At 68.7% G+C, this 20,814-nt stretch carries 15 protein-coding genes and 1 pseudogene; 5 read left to right on the top strand and 11 right to left on the bottom strand.

Features of this window, described 5'->3' with window-relative positions; genetic code table 11:
* The 4 genes from AC1DYI_RS08360 to AC1DYI_RS08345 form a co-directional block, all read right to left on the bottom strand.
* A partial coding sequence (locus AC1DYI_RS08360; protein WP_477203632.1) for a LytR/AlgR family response regulator transcription factor occupies positions 1-357 on the bottom strand: 357 nt, incomplete at its 3' end.
* The gene (locus AC1DYI_RS08355) at positions 357-1,493 is read right to left on the bottom strand and encodes a sensor histidine kinase (protein WP_477203631.1); all 1,137 of its coding nucleotides are present in this window, start codon (positions 1,491-1,493) and stop codon (positions 357-359) included. The genes AC1DYI_RS08360 and AC1DYI_RS08355, both read right to left, overlap by 1 nt.
* Before the next feature lie 4 nt (positions 1,494-1,497).
* A complete protein-coding gene (locus AC1DYI_RS08350; RefSeq protein ID WP_477203630.1) occupies positions 1,498-2,643 on the bottom strand; it encodes a sensor histidine kinase in 1,146 nt (381 codons plus the stop codon).
* A 124-nt stretch (positions 2,644-2,767) separates the two neighbouring features.
* The gene (locus AC1DYI_RS08345) at positions 2,768-3,535 is read right to left on the bottom strand and encodes a class II glutamine amidotransferase (RefSeq protein WP_477203629.1); all 768 of its coding nucleotides are present in this window, start codon (positions 3,533-3,535) and stop codon (positions 2,768-2,770) included.
* Positions 3,536-3,673: 138 nt separating this feature from the next.
* Between AC1DYI_RS08345 and AC1DYI_RS08340 the strand changes: the two genes are divergently transcribed.
* A complete protein-coding gene (locus tag AC1DYI_RS08340) occupies positions 3,674-6,550 on the top strand; it encodes a PAS domain S-box protein (RefSeq protein WP_477203628.1) in 2,877 nt (958 codons plus the stop codon).
* Between the two features lie 178 nt (positions 6,551-6,728).
* Positions 6,729-8,135: a phospholipase D-like domain-containing protein gene (locus AC1DYI_RS08335; RefSeq protein ID WP_477203627.1), complete on the top strand. Its 1,407-nt coding sequence runs from the start codon at positions 6,729-6,731 to the stop codon at positions 8,133-8,135.
* A gap of 1 nt (position 8,136) precedes the next feature.
* On the opposite strand, the gene AC1DYI_RS08330 is transcribed toward AC1DYI_RS08335, so the two are convergent.
* The 4 genes from AC1DYI_RS08330 to AC1DYI_RS08315 form a co-directional block, all read right to left on the bottom strand.
* Positions 8,137-10,338 (bottom strand): S8 family serine peptidase, encoded by a 2,202-nt coding sequence (locus AC1DYI_RS08330; RefSeq protein WP_477203626.1) that lies wholly within the window; start codon positions 10,336-10,338, stop codon positions 8,137-8,139.
* Positions 10,329-11,516: a phosphatase PAP2 family protein gene (locus AC1DYI_RS08325; protein ID WP_477203625.1), complete on the bottom strand. Its 1,188-nt coding sequence runs from the start codon at positions 11,514-11,516 to the stop codon at positions 10,329-10,331. The genes AC1DYI_RS08330 and AC1DYI_RS08325 overlap by 10 nt, the downstream gene beginning before the upstream one ends.
* A 67-nt stretch (positions 11,517-11,583) precedes the next feature.
* A complete protein-coding gene (locus AC1DYI_RS08320) occupies positions 11,584-13,362 on the bottom strand; it encodes an adenylate/guanylate cyclase domain-containing protein (protein WP_477203624.1) in 1,779 nt (592 codons plus the stop codon).
* Between the two features lie 124 nt (positions 13,363-13,486).
* On the bottom strand, positions 13,487-14,767 hold the full coding sequence (locus tag AC1DYI_RS08315) for a solute carrier family 23 protein (protein WP_477203623.1): 1,281 nt from the start codon (positions 14,765-14,767) through the stop codon (positions 13,487-13,489).
* Positions 14,768-14,982: 215 nt separating this feature from the next.
* On the opposite strand from AC1DYI_RS08315, the gene AC1DYI_RS08310 reads away from it, so the two are divergent.
* Positions 14,983-15,360 (top strand): hypothetical protein, encoded by a 378-nt coding sequence (locus tag AC1DYI_RS08310; RefSeq protein ID WP_477203622.1) that lies wholly within the window; start codon positions 14,983-14,985, stop codon positions 15,358-15,360.
* 448 nt (positions 15,361-15,808) lie between these two features.
* Positions 15,809-16,555 carry a DUF3466 family protein gene (locus AC1DYI_RS08305; RefSeq protein ID WP_477203621.1) on the top strand — a complete coding sequence of 249 codons (747 nt, stop codon included), beginning with the start codon at positions 15,809-15,811 and terminating at the stop codon, positions 16,553-16,555.
* Positions 16,556-16,681: 126 nt separating this feature from the next.
* Here the strand turns inward: AC1DYI_RS08305 and AC1DYI_RS08300 are convergent, their stop codons facing one another.
* The 3 genes from AC1DYI_RS08300 to AC1DYI_RS08290 are packed head-to-tail and all read right to left on the bottom strand — an operon-like array spanning position 16,682 to position 20,367.
* A complete protein-coding gene (locus tag AC1DYI_RS08300; RefSeq protein ID WP_477203620.1) occupies positions 16,682-18,379 on the bottom strand; it encodes an ABC transporter ATP-binding protein in 1,698 nt (565 codons plus the stop codon).
* Positions 18,380-19,420: an ABC transporter permease gene (locus AC1DYI_RS08295; protein WP_477203619.1), complete on the bottom strand. Its 1,041-nt coding sequence runs from the start codon at positions 19,418-19,420 to the stop codon at positions 18,380-18,382.
* Positions 19,421-19,428: 8 nt separating this feature from the next.
* Positions 19,429-20,367 (bottom strand): ABC transporter permease, encoded by a 939-nt coding sequence (locus AC1DYI_RS08290; RefSeq protein ID WP_477203618.1) that lies wholly within the window; start codon positions 20,365-20,367, stop codon positions 19,429-19,431.
* Positions 20,368-20,521: 154 nt separating this feature from the next.
* Between AC1DYI_RS08290 and AC1DYI_RS08285 the strand changes: the two are divergent.
* Positions 20,522-20,814: pseudogene (locus AC1DYI_RS08285) on the top strand (ABC transporter substrate-binding protein); the annotation flags it as partial.

The raw sequence follows: 20,814 nt of genomic DNA, 5'->3' as shown, positions 1-20,814 counted from the left end.
CTGCAGCGCCTGGCTCAAGCGCGCCGCGTCGACGGGCTTCATCACGTAGTCGACCGCGCCGGCGTCGAACGCGGCCAGCGCGTGGTCGCCGAAGGCGGTGACGAAGACCACCGGCACGCGGCCGTCGATGCGCTGCGCGACCTCGATGCCCGACAGCCCCGGCATGCGGATGTCGAGAAAACACACCTGCGGCTCGTGTTCGAGAAACGCGTCCCATGCATCGACGCCGTTGCTGGCTTCGGCCACGATGCGCGCCGCCGGCCAGGCCTGGCGCAGCGCGGCGATCAGTTGCTGGCGCGGGGCTTCCTCGTCGTCGGCAACGAGCACGGTGACACGGTCGGGGGAATCGGTGGGCATCACAGCGGGGTCAGGGTGGCAGTGGGATGGATGGGGCCGGTCGGCAGCCGCAGCGTCGCGCTGCAGCCGCCGTCCGGCACGTTGGTTAGCGTCAAGCTGGCCAGATCGCCAAAGGCCTGCGCCAAGCGGGCGCGGGTGTTGGCCAAGCCGACATGGCCCGGGCCGCCAACAGCGCCGCCGGGCGGCAGACCCGGCCCGTCGTCGATGACTTCGAGGCACAGCACACGGTCGGGCTCGATGCGGGCCGACACACGCACCTGGCCGCCGGACAGCTGCGGCGACACGCCGTGCTCGACCGCGTTTTCGACCAGCGTCAACAGCACGCCCGGCGGCAGCACGGCGGCGAGCGCAGCGGGGTCAGCGTCGATCGTGAAGCGCAGCCGCGCGCCGAGCCGGGCCTGCATCACTTCGAGGTAGCGGCGCACCGCCTCCAGCTCTTCGCCGAGCGTCAACGCGTTCCGCTCGAACAGCGGCAGCGTAGCGCGCAGGTAGCCGGTCAGCGACGAAAGCATCGGCCCGGCACGCTCGTCGCGCGTATCGACCCAGTGCTGCAGCGACGCGAGCGAGTTGAACAGGAAGTGCGGCTGGATCTGTGCGGTGGCCAGCTGGCGGGCCAGCGCGATCGCGTGGTCGCGCTCGTCGAGTTCGCGCAGCTTGGCTTCGATCTGCTGCGCACGGTAGACCGCGACGAACCACATGCCGAGCGAGCCGAGCGAGCACGCCCCGCCGCAGGTGTAGACGAGCCAGTCGCGGGCCGGCCYGGCCGCCATGCGCCAGCGCAGCCCGAAGGCGAACACCATGAAGGCGGCCATGCCGACGAGCGTCACCACCATCAGGCGCCGGCGCGTCGGGCGGTGCCACAACCACATGCCGGCCTTGTAGGTCGCCACCGCCATCGCCGCCAACAGGCCGGTCAGGCGCGCCAGTTCGCCGTCGGGCACGTGCTGCATCAGCCCCTGCGCGACGATCGCCAGCGAGATCGCCAGCATCACCAGGAAGGTGCGGCTGGGCTGGTCGGTGCCAGCGCGGGCCAGCTCGGCGTCGGTGAACACGCGCGTCGGGCCCGGGTACCAGAGCTGGCTCCAGTCGATGCGTTCGCGGGGCGCCGGTGGTGACGCGGGGACAGGGGTCGGCATGGTGTCAGCCCGCATCGCGGGCTCCGTTGGCAAGGCCAGGGGCCGGTGCAATCGTGATCTCGGCGCGGGCGCCCGGGTCGAGCGCCTGCAGCTGCAGCTGTGCCCGCGCACCGAAGCGCCGAGCCAGCCGCTCGCGCGCATTCGCCAGCCCGATCCCCTCGCGCCAGTCCGGCGCGGGGCCGGGGCCGTTGTCTTGCACGGTGAGCCAGAAACGGCCATCGTCGCCGCAACCAGCAGCCACGCGGATGTGCCCGCCCTGCAGCAGCGGCCCGATGCCGTGCTCGACCGCGTTCTCGACCAGCGTCAGCAGCAGCCCCGGCGGCCACGGCTGGGCCAGCGCCGCCGGCTCGACCGCCAGCTCGACCTGCAGCCGCTCGCCGAATCGCGCCTGCATGATCGCCAGGTAGTGGCGCGCCAGCGCCAGCTCGTCGGCCAGCGTGACCTCATCGCGCGCCATCAGCTCGGTCGAGCCGCGCAGGAAGCCGGTCAACTCTCGCAGCAGCGGCGCGGCGCGCGGGTCGCTGCCGTCAACCCAGTGCTGCAGCGCGGCCAGCGTGTTGAACAGGAAATGCGGCTGGATCTGCGAGCGCAGCGCGGCCAGGCGCGCCTCGGCCGCCTCGCGCGCGGCGGCGTCGCGCTCCTGCTCCAGCCGCAGGCGTTGCACCTCGCGGTCCAGGTGGCCGCGGCTCCACTGCGCCACCACCAGCTGCACCAGCGACACCAGCGCGATCGGCAGCAGCCAGGCCAGCCAGCGCCAGGGGTCGCCGCCGCCGTGCCACAAGGCGATCTGCAGCACGGCGGCGGCGCCGAGGATGCCGTTGGACCACCAGAACTCGCGCCGCAACCGCGCCAGCGTGCCGTGCGGCTGGAACCAAGCCTGCACCAACGCCAGCAGCATCGCGACCGCGGCCGGCTCGCCGACCAGCATCGCCAGCCAGGTCGGCACACCGCCGACTTCGGCCAGCCACCACGACACCAGCAGCCCGACCGCCAGCGCCCCGGCCCAGCCGGCCAGCCCGGCACGGCTGAGCAGCCAGGCGTCGCCGGTGTGCGCGCCTGCCCGTTCGTCGTCCGGCAGGCAGGCGTGGCGGCGCGCCATCGCGGCCAGCAGGCGATCGCGCCAGGTGATGGTGGGGCTCAGGGTGGGCATGCGGCGCAGTGTAGGCAGCGCGCGGCGACGTGCGGCCGGGCGCCGGGCGAACGGCCTGGCCGCACACACCAGCCGCCGGCCACCGCGCATGAACGGCGGGCCGCCCGCGGCAGTTGCGCCGGGTTCAGCCGGCCCGACAGGCCAGCGGCGCGCCGTCGACGAACACCCGCAGCTCCCCTGGCTGGAAAGCCGTCCAGGTTTCGTCCTGGGTCAGCGGCTCGGTGGCAATCACGGCGACGCGGTCGTTCGGCGTGGTCGCGTGGGCGAAGTCGACCCGCACGTCTTCGTCTTTCAGGCTGGCGGCGCGGAACGGATGCTGCCGCACCAGCCAGTGCAGATGCGTCGAGGCATGGGCCCACAGCGCCTGGCCGTTCGACAGCAGCATGTTGAAAGTGCCGTGGCGGTGCAGCTCGGGCACCAGCTCGGCCAGCGTGCAGTGCAGCTCGGCGACCTCGGGCACAGCGGCATGGGCCTTGGACAGCTCCTGCATCAGCCAGCAGAAGGCACGTTCGCTGTCGGTGTCGCCCACCGGGCGGAAGGCGGCATGCAGCCGCGGGTTGAAGTTCTTCAGGTCGCCGTTGTGGGCGAAGACCCAGTAGCGGCCCCACAGCTCGCGCACGAACGGGTGGGTGTTCTCCAGCGCCACCCGGCCTTGCGTGGCCTTGCGGATGTGGGCGATGACGTTGTCGCTGTGGATCGGGTAGGTCTTGACCAGCTCGGCGATCGCCGACTGGCGCGCACTGGCGTGGTCGATGAAGACCCGCACACCCTTGTCTTCGAAGAAGCCGATGCCGAAGCCGTCCTTGTGCTCGTCGGCACGGGTGGCCAGACCGGTGAAGCTGAACATCACGTCGGTCGGCGTGTTGGCATTCATGCCCAGCAGTTGGCACATGGTCTCGGGTTCTCAGAGCAGCAGCTGCGGTCGATTGTAGGCAGCGTGCCCTGTTCAGGGGGCGCCTCCTGGGCGGACAGGCGCGGCGGAGCCGGTAACCTGGGACACTGGCGTCCTGAGTCAATGGAGGGATGGATCTTGCCCCCAGTCACGGCCGAAGAGCCGTTCGCCGGCCTGCCTTTCACCGAAGGGGCACGCCAAGCCCAGGCCGAACGCGACCGCGTCGCCGTGCGCGCGCTGCTGCGCGCCGCCTTGACGCTGGCCGGGCTGCTGTGGCTGTCGGTGCCGTTGCAGCTGTGGCTCGGCCCGCCGAGCCGGCTCGTCGTCTGGCGGCTGCTGATCGGTGCGGTGCTGCTGGCCGGTGCCGGCGGCGCGGTGCTGATCGCACGGCGCCGCTCACCGCGCGTCGCCGCGGGCATGTTGCTGCTGACCTTGCAGCTGTCGCTGGGGCTGTACGCGTGGTTCACCGGCCTGGGCTTGCAGTCGATCCTGCTGTCGGCCTCTGCCGTGCTGATCGTGCTGGCTGGCGTGCTGACGCGGCCGCGCGTGGCCTGGCTGCTGGCCGGCCTGCACCTGGCCMTGCTGGTGCTGATCTACCACGGCGAAATTCACGGCCTGATGCCCGACGTGTTGAGCTCGCCAGTGCGCGGCAACACCGGGCGGCTGATCTCGCACATGCTGCTGACCGCCGGGGCGCTGGCGGTGGCGGCGATCCTGGGCCGGCAGTTCGGCCGCAGCTTGCACGAAGCCTGGGTCAAGGAACACCGGCTGTCCGAATTCCTGCGCCTGGGCAGCGACTGGACCTGGGAGGCCGACCGCCATGGCCGACCGACCCACATCTCGCCGAGCTTCGAGCGCCACACCGGCCGCACGGTGGCCGAGTTCATGCGCATCGACCAGCCGGGCGGGCCGCGCATCGTGCACGACGACGAATGGACGGCGCTGATGGACGACCTGCGCGCCCGCCGGCCCTACCGCGGCCGGGTCATCACCTTCGAATGCGCGGATGGGCAGCTGGTGTGTGTGCGCGGCACCGGCGAGCCGGTGCTGGGCGTGACCGGCAAGCACGTGGGCTGGTGGGGCATCAGCCAGAACGTGACCGGCGAGGTGCTGGCCGCCCGCGAGCACGAGCGCTCGCGCACGCTGCTGGACCGGCTGGTGCGCCTGTCGCCCGACGCGATCGCGGTGGCCAGCCTGCGCCACGGCCGCATCATGCTGGCCAACCCCGGCTTTCTGGCGGCCGCAGGCTACGACCGGCCGGACGAAGTGATCGGTCGCAGCCCATTGGATCTGGGCTTGTGGCGCGAACCGGCAGAGGCCCAGGCGCTGGCCCAGGCCCTGGTCGAAACCGGCATGGTGCGCGACCTGCGCACCCGGTTCTGGCGACGCGATGGCGCGCGCCGCGACGGCCTGATCACCGCGGCCCGCTTCGAGTGGGACGGCGAGCCGGTGTCGGTGATGATCATCCGCGACATCACCGAGGCCGAACGCTCGCGGCTGCAGGGCGACGCGATCCTGAACCACGCCGCGGTCGGCGTGGCGCTGGTGCGCGAGCGGCGTGTCGAGCGCGTCAACCCGCGACTCGAAGCGCTGCTGGGCCAGCCGAGCGGCAGCATGGCCGGCCGCGAGGTGGCCGAGTACTTCGGCGGCGAAGCCGGCTACCAGGCCTTCATCGACGAGGTCCGAAAACGCCTGGCCGAAGGGCAGCCGATCGAGGTCGAGCACGAGTTCACCCGCCCCGGCGGCAGCCGCTTCCTGGCGCTGCTGCGCTCGCAGCTGGTCGACCCGCACCAGCCCGAAGAGGCCGGCGCGATCTGGGTCCTCGAAGACATCACCGAGCGGCGCCGCGCCGAGCAGGCCCTGGCCGAAGCCAAGGCGGTGGCCGAGGCGGCGAGCGATGCCAAGAGCGCCTTCCTGGCCCACATGAGCCACGAGATCCGCACGCCGCTGAACGGCGTGCTGGGCCTGGCGCGGTTGATGGCGGTGCCGGGCCAGCCCGAAGCGCGGCGGCAGAACCACCTGCGCTACCTGATCGACGCCGCCGAGAGCCTGAACGGCATCGTCTCGAACGTGCTCGACCTCAGCAAGATGGAGGCCGGCAAGCTGCAGGTCGAGCGCATCGATTTCGACCTGCACGACCTGATCGACAAGGTCCACGGCGCGCACATGGTGCTGGCCGAGGCCAAGGGCCTGGTGATGCGGCAACTGATCGCGCCCGGCGTGCCGCGCCGCGTGCGCGGCGACTCGCTGCGGCTGCGCCAGATCCTGTCGAACTTCATCGCCAACGCGATCAAGTTCACGGTCCAGGGCGAGGTGATGCTGCGCGTCGCGGTGGCCCAGCCGGGGCGGCTGCGCTTCGAGGTCGAGGACACCGGCATCGGCATCGCGCCGGCGGCGCTGGCCAGCCTGTTCCAGCCCTTTGCGCAAGCCGACCATTCGACGACGCGGCGCTTCGGCGGCACCGGCCTCGGGCTGTCGATCACGCGTGAGCTGGCCCAGCTGATGGGTGGCGAGGTTGGCGCGATGAGCGTGCCACGCGAAGGCGCCACCTTCTGGGCCGAGTTGCCGCTGCCGTCGGCCGATGGCAGCGAGGATCGGCCCAGCACCTGGCTGGACGGCACCGATCGGCCGCTGCACGGGCTGCGCCTGCTGATCGCCGAAGACAACCCGGTCAACATGTTGATAGCGGCCGAGATGCTGGCACGGCTGGGCGCGAGCGTCAGCCCGGCACATGACGGCGCGGAGGCCGTGCAGGCCTGCCAGGCCCACCCCGAGGCCTTCGATGTGGTGCTGATGGACCTGCACATGCCGGTGCTCGACGGGCTCGAGGCGGTGCGCCAGTTGCGTGCCGACCCGAGCACCCGCGCATTGCCGGTGGTCGCCTTCAGCGCAGCAGCGCTGGACCACGAGCGGGCCCAGGCGCGCGAGGCCGGCATGGACGACTTCGTCGGCAAGCCGGTGCAACCCGACGAGCTGGTGCGCGTGCTGTCGCGCTGGGTCGCGCAGCCGCTCTGAACGGCCGGCAAGGGTCCGCCCTGTCGGCCAGTTCCCACAGCCGGGGCCGCCCTGCGCTGGCAGACAGGCGGTGCGCCCGCCGCCAGACTGCGGCACGATCCCCTTCTGCGTCGTCACCATGCCGTCCCACGCCCCCGTCGCCCCTTGCTGCCCAGCCTTGTCCATGTGGCGGCGCCGCTTGGGCGCCTTCGGCGCATTCCTCGCGCTGATCGGCTGCGCGTCGCCGCCGTTGGCGCCGTCCACGGCCGGCGCGGCTGAACGGCCGGTCGCGGTCGAGAGCGCGCGCGGGTCGATGTCGCCAGCGCGCAGCAAGCAGATCGTCGAGAACCTGAAGGTCAACCCCGGCCAGCCCGAAAACATCCTCGACCGCCACCTGGCGATCGAGAGTGCGATCACCGGCAGCCCGCTGGTGAGCGACAACGCCGTCACGCTGCTGCAGGACGGCGACGAGACCTACAAGTCCATGTTCGAGGCGATCACCAGCGCCAAGCACCACATCAACATGGAGACCTACATCCTGCAGGGCGACGAAACCGGCCAGCGCTTCGCCGATGCGCTGATCGCCAAGCGCCGGCAGGGTCTGCAGGTCAACGTGCTTTACGACAGCGTCGGCACGATCGACACACCCGCCGAGTTCTTCGACCGCCTGAAGGCGGCCGGCGTTCGCGTCCTGCAATACAACCCTGTCAATCCGCTGAAGGCCAAAGCCGGCTGGGACGTCAACGGACGCGACCACCGCAAGCTGCTGGTCGTCGACGGCGAGATCGCGTTCCTCGGCGGCATCAACATCAGCGCGGTCTATTCCTCCGGTTCGTCACCGAAAGTGCGGACGAAAGCGCCGGCCCCGGCAGCATCGGCGGCATCGGCGAGTGCGAAGTCACCCGACGAGGGCCGGCCCTGGCGCGACACCGACCTGCGCATCGAAGGCCCGGTGGTGACCGAGCTGCAGAAGATCTTCCTCGACACCTGGGTGCGCCAGAAAGGCGAGCCGCTGAACCCCACCGATTACCTGCCGGCCAAGCGCCAAGCCCGCGGCAAGCATGTGGTGCGGGCCATCGCCAGCTCGCCCGACGAGGCGTACAGCACGATCTACGCGACGCTGATGTCGTCGATCGACCATGCCCAGAAACAGATCCTGATCACGATGGCCTACTTCGTGCCGGACGCGCAGCTGGTCGACGCGTTGAGCCGCGCAGCGCGGCGCGGCGTCGACGTCCGGCTCATCCTGCCGCGCCACAGCGATGCGAAGCTGGTGCTCAGCGCCGGCCGCGCGCAGTACGGCGCCTTGCTCGAAAGCGGCGTGAGGCTGTACGAGCGCCGCACCGTGTTGCTGCATGCCAAGTCGGCGGTGATCGACGGCGTCTGGTCGACAGTCGGCTCGGCCAACCTCGACTGGCGCAGCTTCATCCACAACCAGGAACTCAACGCCGTCGTGCTCGGCGACGAATTCGGCACCCAGATGCAAAAGGCCTTCGAGCGCGACCTGGCCCAGTCGGAGCCGATCACGCTCGAAGCCTGGAACCAGCGGCCGATGGGCGAACGCTTCAGCGAGTGGCTTGGGCAGTTGGTGCAGTATTGGTTGTGAACTAGGGCCACTCCACTGCGGCTTCGAAGATCGGTGGATGGATCTTGCCCTTCATCGCTTGCAAGGCCGTGCTCAATTCCTCCTTGGAGCGCAGCGCCGACGGGCAGGTCATCAGGTTGTACAACTGGCGGGCCACCCACGGTGCCGACAGGCTCGTGCCGCTCAATGCGGCGAATCCCCGCCCGTCGATGTCGGTCAGCGTCTGACCTTTTCGAGGGCTGCGGTTGGCCAAGGCACGCAGGCCGCGTGTCGCACCATCGACCCATCGATCGGAGGGCGCGAACAAGTCCGGCGAGCGCTTGTCGCGGCCGCGCCCGGGCCCGCGGCCGGACTCCTTGGCCCGGATCGGAAGTTGACCTTTCTTCTGCCTCGGATGGCGCAACTCGTAGCCACCCACCACCCACGATTTCATGCCAGTGGCCTGACCGATCAGCGTCGACTCGTCGGTCACCTCGAAGGTACTGCCCGGCGGCGCCTTCAGCACCGAATCCGGTCGATCGGCCAACGGCCCGGCACCGGGCTCGTCGCGTTCGATCCAGGCGTGGACCTCGATCTCATGTTGGGGTGAATTGTTGGTTACTTCGATGGTCCATGCCCCCGGCGGCGCCACGCCCATGCCGACCTTCGGGCGGTCGGGCAAGCCCACCGTGGGGGCTATCGCCAGCAGCGCCATACCCGCCTCATCTCCCGACGGTGCAGCGGGTAGTTGCCAAAGTGCAGCGCAGGGCAGTTCGTCGGCATCCCGAGCGATTGCCGGCGAACCCTCCAACACCGTCAAGCCGTCCAGACGCCGAACGCTGAAAGTGGGCGACACGCCGTCGCGCGGACGGCGATACCAGAACTCCAGAAAGCTCTGGGTCGGATCCCCGGCGGGCACCACCCAGCGAAGCTGCGCATGGGCACCGGGTTGAATCGTCGCCTTGGCGTGTCCACGCTTGTCAGCGGCATTGCCCGCGGCCACAACGATATGAAGCCCGCTGTGCTTCTCCATGAATTGCTCGATGGCTGCCTCCAGCAGCGAGCCACCGTCATGGGGGCCACCGTGCGAACCGAGGCTGATGTTGATCACCAGCGATCGTTCCCCGGCCTTCTCGATCGCGTAGTTGATGGCGTCGAGCACATAGGTCGTGATCCAGCCGCCTGACAAGTCTTCGACCGCGGCCTCGGGCAGTTGCACGAAGATCAGGTCGGCCTTGCTCGCGGGGTCATCGCTGGGCAAGGTGTCCTGTTCATTGGCGTTCTTTCCCGAGGCATCCACCTCCACGCCCGCCGCCATGCCCATCACGGCGGTGCCGTGCGACCACGGCTCCAGAAGCTCCGGCAACGCGGCGCGCAAGTAGCACGCCTCTTCCATCGCCACCGTGAACGCGTCACCTGGCTTCTTGGATACGCTGGCCTTGTAGACGCTGTGCATCAACGTGCCCAGCCGTTCAGCATTGGCCTCGCGCCCATAGCCGAACCGCTGCTCCGGCAACCACGGCCAAGTCTCCTCGATCTCGACCTGCTTGCCCGCGTCTGCGTCGCGTCCCTGGTCCCAGAAGTGGATCACCCGTGTGCCGCTGTCTGGCCGCCGGAAGCTCCCGTGGGCGAAGGCACATCCGAAGTCGATCACGGCCATCACCGGTGTGACGACCTGTTGGGACGACTGTGCCGCGGCATCCGCCGCGGCGGCCCTGGAACCTGACGGCTTGGCCACCTTGATCTTGCGAAGGCCGTCGATCCGACCTTGCTTGCTTTCCTTGTTGGCCTTGCTCTTGGTGGCACGGGACATGGCGCCGCGCATCTGCTGAATGGCCCTGGCCTTCAACGCCGGCGAGTCGAAATCGGCCATCGGGACGCGTTGGTCCGCCGGCAGCGACTGTTGCTCGGCGTTGCCAATGAGGCCCGCCTTCAGGCGACAGGCCGCCGTGGCAACCTGGTCCAAGGCCCACGCAGGCACGTCCGCACAGGCGAACCGACAGTCTTCTTGCTGCATGGCCTCGGTGTAGTGCGGCGCCAGGCCCACKTTCAGCTTCGCCCACCCGTCGACCAGAGGCCCGAGCTTCTGGCCGTTGCGAAATTCGATTGCGACTCGCAACTTGTCGTTGCCCTGCGGATCAGGCAGCACGGCTGCGAAGTCGGTTTTCCGGGCCCAGGCCAGGTAGGGGTCCAGTTCCTCGAGGGATGGCGATGTGTCGGTGTTGGCCATGATGGTCACTTCCACTTCCATTCTTCTTGCGCGCGCTCCCAAAGCCAGCGCATGTACGGTTGGTCGGGCAAGACCTGTGTGGCGCTGGCCGGCCAAGCCACGGACTGGTCGTTGACCTTCAGCTCAAACCTCGTGTCAAAGGCCTCGTCGTTCGGCAGCGGCACCGGCGAGAGCGGCGATCCGTCGTTGCCAAAGACCTTCGCTGGCTCGAAGACTCTTGATTGCGGTGCAGCCTGGGCGGCATCGCCAGCGCTGTACCAAAGCACCAGACGAGCCAAGGTGTCGCCCAGCACACGGCCAGCGGCACTGTCGACAGGAAAGTGCAGGCCCGCGACTTCGCGGTTCTCGGCAATGCGTCGCGCGATCTCGAACAAGGGCTTGTCGACCTTCGGGCGGCCCTTGTCCTGGAGAGCCAGGCTGTTCAGCACGCGCGCGATCACGACCGACTCGGTGGCATGGCCGCTCGGCCAACTGTCATGGCCTGGGGTCTGGATCAAGGGCTGCAGCATCCCGGTGTACTCGAAGGGCCGGGGGCAAGCGAAGAGCTGCTTCAGGCGGAACAGCGTGCTGGCCGTGAGGTTCAGCGCTGCGTCCAGGAATTCCATCGTCATGCGGTGCTTGTCGGGCCTCAGACCGACGACTTGCGCCCACCACGCATGGGCCGGATAGACCTGCGGCAGAATCTCGGCGTAGCGCTCCTTGCGTTCCTTCGACAGCTGGTGAACCAGCAGCACCTGCTTGCTGAAAAGCGCGTGCGTGGGCCGCACCAGCTTGATCAGGGGCCTGTCGGGTTCGCCGGTCTTTCGATCCTGATAGGTCAGCGTCACCTCCGTTGCGGCGCTGCCGTCGACGCTGGTGGGCCTGACCTCCAGCAGACTCATCAGCTCGGCATGGCACACATAGGAACGGGGGCCCGACTCCATCCCGAAAAAGCGTGTCTGCGGAACGGTGTTGAGTTCGCCGTCTTGCCCGAAGCCATTACGCCGCTGATCGATCTCGATGTCATTGGCATAGATCGGCCGGCGCTGTCCATCCAGCTCCCAATGGTCCAGCCCGACCTGCGACGCGATCAGGCCCTCTGCCAACAAGGGACTCGCGTCCAGCCCCGCGTAGCTGACGTCGTCCGCATGGCTCGTGTGGCTCGTATGACTCGTGTGACTGGTGTGGCTCGTGTGGCTGGTCAGGAAAGCCATGGATCATCCCTTCCGTAATGGGGTGACTGGGCTCGGACGCCTGCGTCCGGGCCTCGGCACCGGGGCTTCAGTGGGCCGCGCCCGCGTCGCGCAATATGCGCGCGTAGTCACGCGACATCGGGGTCTGGCCGCCGGGGAAGCGCTCGAGGTAGCGGGCGCAACTGAACGTCGGGTCGACCTTCATCATCTCGGCGATGGTCGAGCGCGCCGCTGCGACATCGCCACTCAGCCACTGGGCGATCGCCAGCGTGCGGTGGGTGGCGGTGTGCAGGCGGTTGGCCCGCAACGATGCCTGGGCCCAACCGCGGGCCTCGGTCAGCCGGCCCGCGGTCAGCGCCGAGAAGGCCGCGAGCGAATTGAAGTAAGGCTTCATCGGGTCCAGCGGCGACAGGGCCAGCGCCTTGGTCGCCGCGGCGAAGGCTTCTTCGCCGCGCCCTTGCCAGCCACGCAAGGTACCGGTGTACAGCCACGCCAGCGCCTCGTTGGGGTTGGCCTCCAGCGCCTGCGCGTAGTCGCGCTCGGCTGCGTCCAGGTCGCGCAGCATGAAACCGTGCACCAGGCCCATCATCGTCAGCGCCAGGCTGCTGTGAGCGTCGGCGTCCAGCGCCCGATGCGCCCGGTCCAAGGCGCGCTGCGCTTCTTGCGCGGGATCGTCGGACAGGCCCTGCACGACACGCATCGCATGCCACTTGCCGAGCCAGGCAAACGGCTGGGGCAGCCGCGAATGGCGCTGCGCCAAGTGCTCGAGGATGTCGTGGGCGCGCTCGAAATCCTGCCGCGACGAGCGGTGGATCAACCCGATGCCGGCCATCAGCAGCTTGTAGCTTTGCAGGTTGGGCAGCGGACGTCCGCTGGAACGGGCAAGCTCCTGCTGCGAGATCGTGGCGCCGACCTGCGCGACCACGCGCGAGACGATCTCGTCGTTGCCGAGCAGCACGTCGTCCAGGCGCGCCGACAGGTCGTCGCTCCAGACGGCGGTCTGGGTGTCGGACTCGACCAGTTCGACGTGCAGGCGCACCACCGAGCCGACCACGAGGTAGGACCCCGCCACCAGGTACGCGGCGTGCAGCAACCGGCCCAGATCGGCCACCCCCAGGCCCCTGTCGGCGGCGGCACTGGACGACAGGCTGGAGATCACATGCAGGTTCTCGGCCCGGCTGAGGCCACTGACCACCTCGTCAGCCAGCAGGTGGCCGAGCGCCGCGTACTCCGCGGCCACCACCCGCGCGGCAAACGGCAGCACGGCCACGCCGGCACGCAGCGGATCGGCCTGCTTGTCGACATTTGCCGCCGGGCGGTCGACCCAGTGGCCAATGCGGTAGGCGCGCACCGGCTGCGGCACATGCTTGAGGTAGCAGTCGCCCAGGTCTTCCGGCTCGGCGTCCAGCCCCGGCACCAGGCGGTCGCGCACTTCGGCCGACACCACGATGTCGCCGGGCGAGGCCAGTGTCGCCAGGCGCGACGCGAGGTTGACGGCCCGGCCCTGGATGTCCATGTCGTTGGCATACAGGTCGCCAACGGTGGCCGCGCAGCGCAACCACATCGCCCGTTCGGGCGGCTGGTTGGCATTGAGCCGGGAGATGGACTGGAGCATGTCGTGGGCAGACTGGATGGCAGGGGGAACGGCCTCGAATTCGGCCACCAACCCATCTCCTGTGCTCTTGACCAGTCGCCCGCCGTGGCGGGGCAGCAAGACCTTCAACACTTCGTCGACGAACAGCTGCCAGCGTTGCGCCGTGCCTTGCTCGTCCTGCTCCATGAGCCGGACGTACTCGACGACGTCAACCACCAGCACCGTGCGCGCCATGCGGACAACTGGGCCCTGCACATCGGATGGATGGCTCACATCCTGCTCCCGTCGTATCTGGTTGTAATCCTTATTCTGTACGACGCTCCCTCTGCGCGCCATCGGTGATTGATGCCGTGCGCCACCGCGACCGCATCGGTCTCAACCGTTCTCGCCTCGGCGTTCAGCTGCGCTTCTTCAGCAACCAGTACAGACCAATCGCACCAAAGGTTGCGGTGCCGATGCCACCGAGCGCAAAGCCACCGAACTTCAGCGTGTAGTCGCCGGTGCCCAGCACCAGTGTGACAGCGGCGACGATCAGGTTGGTGTTGTTCGAGAAGTCGACCCGGTTGTCGACCCAGATCTTGGCGCCGGCGATCGCGATCAGGCCGAAGACGACGATCGAGACGCCGCCCATCACCGGCAGCGGGATGGCCTGGATCAGCGCGCCGAACTTCGGGCTGAAGCCCAGCAGCACCGCAATCAGCGCAGCGACGACGAACATCGCGGTCGAGTAGATCTTGGTCGCGGCCATCACGCCGATGTTCTCGGCGTAGGTCGTCACGCCGGTGCCGCCAGCGCAGCCCGAGACGATGGTCGCGATGCCATCGCCGAGGAAGGCGCGGCCAATGTACGGCTCGAGCTTACGGCCGGTCATCGCACCGACCGCCTTCACATGGCCCAGGTTCTCGGCCACCAAAATGATCGCCACCGGCGCGATCAGCAAGATCGCCCGGCCATCGAACACCGGTGCCGTGAAATGCGGTGCGCCAACCCAGGCCGCCGCGGCGATGCCGGCGGTGTTGATCGGTGTCCCCCAGCCTAGCCCGTTGGTCAGCGCCGCGTAGATCACGGTCGCGAGGATCAGGCCGATCAGGATCAGCAGCCGCTGCAGCATGCCGCTGGTGCGCACCGCGACCAGCCCGATGCAGATGAAGGTCACCGCCTGCATCCACTTGTCGAAGTCGGTCGGCGCCATGTTCTTGATCGGGATGCTGGCCAGGTTCAGCCCGATCACCGCGACCACCGCGCCGGTCACGACCGGTGGCATCAGCGACTCGATCCACTTCGTGCCGATGGACATCACGCCCAGGCCGATCAGCGCGTAGATCACCCCGCAGACGATGATGCCGCCGAGCGCAACGCCGATGTTGGCATTCGGCCCGCCACCGGGATAACCGGTGGCCGCGAGCACGACGCCGATGAAGGCGAAGCTGGAGCCGAGGTAGCTGGGCACCTGGCCGCCGACGACGAGAAAGAAGATCAGCGTGCCGATGCCCGACATCAGGATCGCGACGTTCGGATCGAACCCCATCAGGATCGGCGCCAGCACCGTCGCGCCGAACATCGCGATCACGTGCTGCACGCCCAGCGCCACCGTCTGCGGCCAGGGCAATCTTTCGTCGGGGGCCACAACGGCCCCGGCTCGGGCCGGGACTTCGCGCCAGGTCGGCAGCAGGCTCATGAATCGTTCTCCTCGGGGTGCTTGCAATGTCTGTCGGCGAGCCTTGCACGGTGCGTGCCAGGTCCGCGGGCAGTGTAGGCAAGCCCCGCCAAGCGGCGGCTGAGGGTTTGCCGCGGTCGCGGGCAATCGGCTCGCCACGTTCTCGGGACAGGTGCGTGCCCCCTGTGCTCACCACCGCGCGCATACTCCCGGCGCTCATCTGACGGAGGTCGGCCATGTTGCAACGCATCGGTTGTGGAATCACGCTGTGGGTCTGGTTTGGCGCCGCGCTGGCCCAGGTGCCGGCGCCGTTCGTCGGCACCTGGAACGTGTCGTGGCAAGGCAAGGCCAACACCATCTCGGCCAAGATGGTGCTGACCGAATCCGGTGGCCAATGGCAGGCCTTCAACGTCGCATCGAAGGCAGATTTCTGCTATGGCCGTGAGGTGCCGATTGCGGTCGACAGCGCCGGCGCCGATGCGGTCACGCTGAAGCTGAAATTCTCCGAAGCGCTGGCCGGCTGCAACGATGTCACCGTGAAGCTCAAACGCGGCGAGGACGGCGCCGTCAGCGGCACCCGCAGTGGCGCGCCGCTGACGATGGTCAAACAGTAGCCCCTGCCGCGTGGGGCCCGGGATGGCCCGGGTTGGGGAGCGCGGATCGCTCGGGCACAGTGCAGGCTTCGACCTCGGAGCATGCCGATGACGATCTGTGGGTATCGATGGATGACGGTGGCGCTGACCGGTGCCGTGCTGGTCGGCCCGGCCATTGCCGGCAGCGGCTACACCTGCCGCGCGTTGGCGGACGACAACCCCAACCCGACCTCGAACGCGGTCGGCCTCAACGCCGCCGGCGCGGTGGTCGGCAATGCGACACCCATCCAGCAGGCCAGGAACTTTCCGGCGTGGTGGCCGGCTGGTGCCGATGGGCCGCTGCAGTGGCTGGCACGGGCCCACCGGGCACCTTCGCATGGGCCTGGCGAATCGGCGACAGCGGCGTGGCCGTCGGTGCCGGCGGCACGACGCTCGGCAACAGCCGGCCGGCCAAATGGTCGACGGGGCGATGGTCGATCTGGGCACGCTTGCCCCGGCCAACTACCGTTCCGGCGAAGCGCTGGGCATCAACCGGCCCGGGCAGATCGTCGGCCGCTCCGAGATCGCCAAGGGCAGCGGCACGAGGCACGTGCTGCACGCGACGCTGTGGCAGCCGGATGGACGGTTGGTCGACCTCGGCACGCTGGCTGCCGCCGGTGCGCAGGTCGACGCCTACAGCCGCGCGATGGCGATCAGCGACGCCGGCGTGATCATCGGCGACAGCCAGAAAAAGGACGATGGCGCGCACTGGGCGGTCGTCTGGCCCAAGCCGGGCCGTCCGCGCGCGTTGCCGCTGCCGCCGGGCCACTGGTACAGCAGCCAGGCCGAAGCGATCAACCAGGGCCACCTGATCGTCGGCTGGGCCTCCGGCCTCACGACCACCGAACCCCTGGTCTGGCGTGACGGCCAGGTCGCGGTAATGCAACGGCCCGACGGCTTCAGTGATAGCCACCCGGAGGCGATCAACGACGCCGGCGTGACGGTGGGCTCGAGCAGTGGCCCGGGCCCCACGCATGCCACCGTCTGGGCATCACCGGACGCGCCTGCGCAAGACCTGAACCTGCTGGCCGAAGGCGGCTGCCACGACGCCGAAGGGCGCAGCTACACGCTGTACGGAGCCAGCGATGTCAACCGGGCCGGTGTGATCACCGCCACCGGGCTGGGCGACGACGTCAACAACTACAGCATGCAAGGCTTCGTGCTGACCCCGCGTTAGGCCTCAAGCACCTTCATCACCGCCTGCACCTGGTGGTCGCGCCAGGGCCGGCCGATGACCTGCACGCCGAGGTGCGTGCCCCGGCGGAGCCTGCGGCGGCGCGGCACGGAGGCCATCACCACAGTCTCAGACCACGGCAGGCGTCCAACCGCGCGGCACCGCGCCGATCAGCTTGCGCGTGTAGTCCTGCTGCGGCGTGCGCAAGATGGTTTCGGCACTGGCCTGCTCGACAACCTCGCCGTCCTTCATCACCAGCACCTCGTCGCTGATGAAGCGCACCACCGCCAGGTCGTGGCTGATGAAGATGTAGGCCAGGCCCAGCTCGTCCTGCAGGTCGCGCAGCAGGTTCAGCACCTGGGCCTGCACCGACACGTCGAGCGCACTGACGGCCTCGTCGAGCACCAGTACCTCGGGGTTCAGTGTCAGGCAGCGCGCGATCGCGATGCGCTGGCGCTGGCCGCCTGAGAACTCGTGCGGGTACTTGCCGAAGGCGCGATCGTCGAGCCCCACTTTGCCCAGCAGCTCGCGGGCGCGCTGTTCACGCTCGGTCAGGTCGCCACCGATGCCGTGGATGGTCATCGGCTCGACCAGGGTCTGGCCGATCGTGAAGCGCGGGTTCAGCGAGGCGTACGGGTTCTGGAACACGATCTGGATGCGCCGGCGCATCGCCTGGCGCTCGGCGTCGCGCAAGGTCAGCAGGTTGCGGCCATCGAACAGCACCTCGCCCTCGGTCGGCTCGTGCAGGCGCAGCAGCGTCAGCCCCATCGTCGTCTTGCCCGAGCCCGACTCGCCGACCACGCCCAGCGTGTGGCCGCGGCGCAGGCGGAAGTTGACGTCGCGCACCGCCTTGAACTCGCGCTTGCCGAACAGGCCCTCCTTGAGCCAGAAGCTCTTGGCCAGGGACTTGACCTCGAGCACCACCGGGGCATCGGGGTTCTTGGCCTTGGCCACGCCATGGGCCGAGCGGCCGGCGATGTGGTCGTCGATCACCATCAGCCGAGCCGGGTTGTGCTCGCCCAGGCTCGGTCGGCAGGCCAGCAGCGCGCGGGTGTAGGCGTCTTGCGGGTCGTTGAAGATCTGCGCCACCGAGCCCTGCTCACGCACCGTGCCCTGGCGCATCACGACCACCTGGTCGGCGATCTCGCCGACCAGTGCCAGGTCGTGGCTGATGAACAGCACCGACAGGCCGTGCGAGGCCTTCAGCTTGGCCAGCAGCTCGATGATCTGGCGCTGGATCGTCACGTCGAGCGCGGTGGTCGGCTCGTCGGCGATCAGCAGCTTGGGCTCGCAGGCCAGCGCCATCGCGATCATCACGCGCTGCTGCTGGCCACCCGACAGCTCGTGCGGGTAGGCCTTCAGCCGCCGCGCCGGCTCGGGGATGCCGACCTCGACCAGCAGCTGCTCGGCGCGCGCCAGCGCGGCCTTGGGCTTGAGCCCCAGGTGCGTGATCAGCGGCTCGATCAGTTGCTGGCCGACGCTGAAGACCGGGTTCAGCGACGACATCGGGTCCTGGAACACACAGGCGATCTCGCGGCCACGCAGCGCGCGCAAGTGAGCACGGTCGGCCTGCAAGAGATCGTTGCCGCGCCACAGTACACGGCCCGAGCGCTCGGCGTTGTCGGGCAGCAGGTTGACGATCGACATCGCGGTCACGCTCTTGCCCGAACCCGACTCGCCGACCAGCGCGACGGTCTGGTTCTCGGCCACGTCGAAGCTGACGCCGACGGCACCGCGGCCAACCGCCTCGGCGCGCTGCACGACGCCACCGCGCTGGCCCATGCGGAAAGCGACCTTCAGGTCCTGGATCGAAAGAAGGGCGGCCATTTACTCAATCCCCCGCAGCTTCGGGTCCAGCGCATCGCGCCAGGCATCGGCGGCGAGCGAGAAGGCAATCAGGAAGGTGGCCATGAACGCGGTCGCCGCGGCCAGCTGCCACCAGTAGCCGAGGATCAGCTCGCCCTGCGCATCGGCCAGCATCGTGCCCCAGCTGACCTGGTCGACAGGCACGCCCAGTCCCAGGTACGACAGGATCACCTCGCTCTTGATGGAGCTGACGATGATCAGGCTCGCGCGGACCAGGATCACGTGGCTGACGTTGGGCAGGATGTGGCGGAACATGCGCGAGCTGGTCGACGCGCCGATCGCCTCGGCCGCCCGGACGTACTCGCGCGAGCGGTGCTTGATGAACTCGGCCCGCACCTGGCGGTACAGACTGGTCCAGCCGACCAGAGCGAGGATCGCGACCACCGTGGTGATGCCGCGACCGAACACCGCCGCGAAGGCAAAGATCAGCAGGATGTCGGGGATCGCGGTGAAGACGCTGTAGAGCCACTCGAGGAAGTCGCCGACCTTGCCGCCGAAGAAGCCACCTAGCGCGCCCAACACTGTGCCAATCAGCGTGGCGAACACCGCCGCAAGCACGCCAACGAAGACCGAGATCTGGGTGCCCTTGATGGCCTTCGACAGCACGTCGCGGCCCAGGCGGTCCCCGCCCAGCGGCAGCGTCTCGGCCTTGATCGTGTCGGCCGTCTGGTACTGCTTGGCACGCTCGGCCCATTCCTTGTACTTGGGCGCCAGCGGGTCGATGTCGCTGATGTCGACGTTCGGCCCCTTGGGCTGCTCGATCGCCCCGGTGGCTTCGGGCGGCGCCGGGCCCAGCAGCGTCGGCGGTGCGTTCGGCACGCCGACTTCCTGCTGCCAGTGTTTTGCCACCAGCCCGACAGCGGCCGCGGCGATCAGCAGCAGGAAAGCCAGCACGATCGCCATGCTGACCATGCCGAGGCGGTCGCCCTTGAAGCGCCGCCACGCGGCGTGCCAGACGCCCTCGGAGCGTTCGAGTGCCGGGGCCGGCCCGGCGTTGTTCATGACGGCGCTCATTTGAGAGTCACCCGTGGGTCGACGACCTTGTAGAGCAGGTCGGTGGCCAGGTTGATCAGCATCGTCAGGACTGCCAGGTAAACGGTGACGGCCTGGATGACGGGGTAGTCGCTGCGGTTGACCGCCAGCAGCACCTCGCGGCCCAGGCCGGGGATSGAGAAGAASACCTCGATCAGGAACGAGCCGACGAAGATCCCCGGCAGCGCCAGGCCAATGTTGGTCAGGATCGGGATCATCGCGTTGCGCAGCACGTGCTTGAACAGCACCGGCCCTTCGCCCAGGCCCTTGGCGCGCGCGGTGCGCACGTAGTCCTGCCCCAGTTCGTCGAGGAAGAAGCTGCGGTACAGCCGGATCTGCGGCGACACGCCGACCGCCACCGCCAGCAGCAAGGGCAAGGGCACGTAGGTGACGAGGTTGGTCCAGGTCGAGTCGCTCCAGCCCTGGACCGGGAACCAGCCGAGCTGGAAGCCGAACACGTACTGGCCGATGATCACGTAGACCAGGAACGAGATCGACAAGGCGACCGTGGTGACGATCGTCAGCGCGCGGTCGGTCAGCGAGCCGCGCACATAGGCCACGCCGAGCGCGATCGGGATCGCCAGCAGCGTGTCGAAGATCAGGATCGGCGTCATCACCGTCAGCGTCGCCGGCAGCCGCGTGGCGAACAGGTTCGCGACCGACTCGTTGGTCGCCCAGCTCTTGCCCCAGTCGAAGGTGGCGATCTGCTTCAGGAAGATGCCCAGCTGCACCCACCACGGCTTGTTCAGGCCGAGCTGCTCGCGGATCGCGTCGACCTGCTGCGGGGTCGCGTTCAGGCCGCCGAGGATTTCGGCCGGGTCGCCGCCGAAGAACTTGAACAGCACGAACACCAGCAGCACGACGCCGAACAAGGTCGGCACCATTTGCCACAGGCGCCGGATCACATAGGCCGCCATGTCGGGGCTCCCTGCGCAAGGGAGGTCACTCGTGAAGATGCGCGAGTGTAGGGTCGCGTCGGCCGCATTTTTCTCGGCGTTTGCCCCTCATCTTGATCAGTCTTGATCGCATGTCCGGATGCGAAACGCCGCGACGATGCACTATCGTTGCCCGATGCTGCGACTCGCTTCATTTTTCTTCGTGCTCGCGCTGGCGATGGTGCCGCTCGCCGCTGCGCCTGCCTCGCCTGCCGCCGTCGATGGCGCACCCAAGGTGCTGCGCTACGCAATGGTCAGCGACGCGACCACGCTAGACCCCGCGGGCCTGCAGGACATCTACAGCCAGGAAGTGGCCGGCAGCATCTTCGAGCCGCTGTACCGCTTCGACTACCTGGCCCGGCCGGTGAAGGTCAAGCCGCAGCTGGCCGCCGCGATGCCCGAGCACAGTGCCGACTGGCGCGAATACAC

This window comes from Ideonella sp. P3_A4 (assembly GCF_056403075.1).
The sequence above is the reverse complement of the archived record's forward strand: the minus strand, read 5'-3'. Positions and strand labels throughout refer to the sequence as shown.

What these genes read in the sequence shown, in the direction of transcription:
- AC1DYI_RS08350 (WP_477203630.1), bottom strand. Translation starts at nt 2,643, where the DNA reads ATGCCCACCCTGAGCCCCACCATCACCTGGCGCGATCGCCTGCTGGCC.
- AC1DYI_RS08345 (WP_477203629.1), bottom strand. Translation starts at nt 3,535, where the DNA reads ATGTGCCAACTGCTGGGCATGAATGCCAACACGCCGACCGACGTGATG.
- AC1DYI_RS08325 (WP_477203625.1), bottom strand. Translation starts at nt 11,516, where the DNA reads ATGGCTTTCCTGACCAGCCACACGAGCCACACCAGTCACACGAGTCAT.
- AC1DYI_RS08315 (WP_477203623.1), bottom strand. Translation starts at nt 14,767, where the DNA reads ATGAGCCTGCTGCCGACCTGGCGCGAAGTCCCGGCCCGAGCCGGGGCC.
- AC1DYI_RS08310 (WP_477203622.1), top strand. Translation starts at nt 14,983, where the DNA reads ATGTTGCAACGCATCGGTTGTGGAATCACGCTGTGGGTCTGGTTTGGC.
- AC1DYI_RS08305 (WP_477203621.1), top strand. Translation starts at nt 15,809, where the DNA reads ATGGTCGATCTGGGCACGCTTGCCCCGGCCAACTACCGTTCCGGCGAA.
- AC1DYI_RS08300 (WP_477203620.1), bottom strand. Translation starts at nt 18,379, where the DNA reads ATGGCCGCCCTTCTTTCGATCCAGGACCTGAAGGTCGCTTTCCGCATG.
- AC1DYI_RS08295 (WP_477203619.1), bottom strand. Translation starts at nt 19,420, where the DNA reads ATGAACAACGCCGGGCCGGCCCCGGCACTCGAACGCTCCGAGGGCGTC.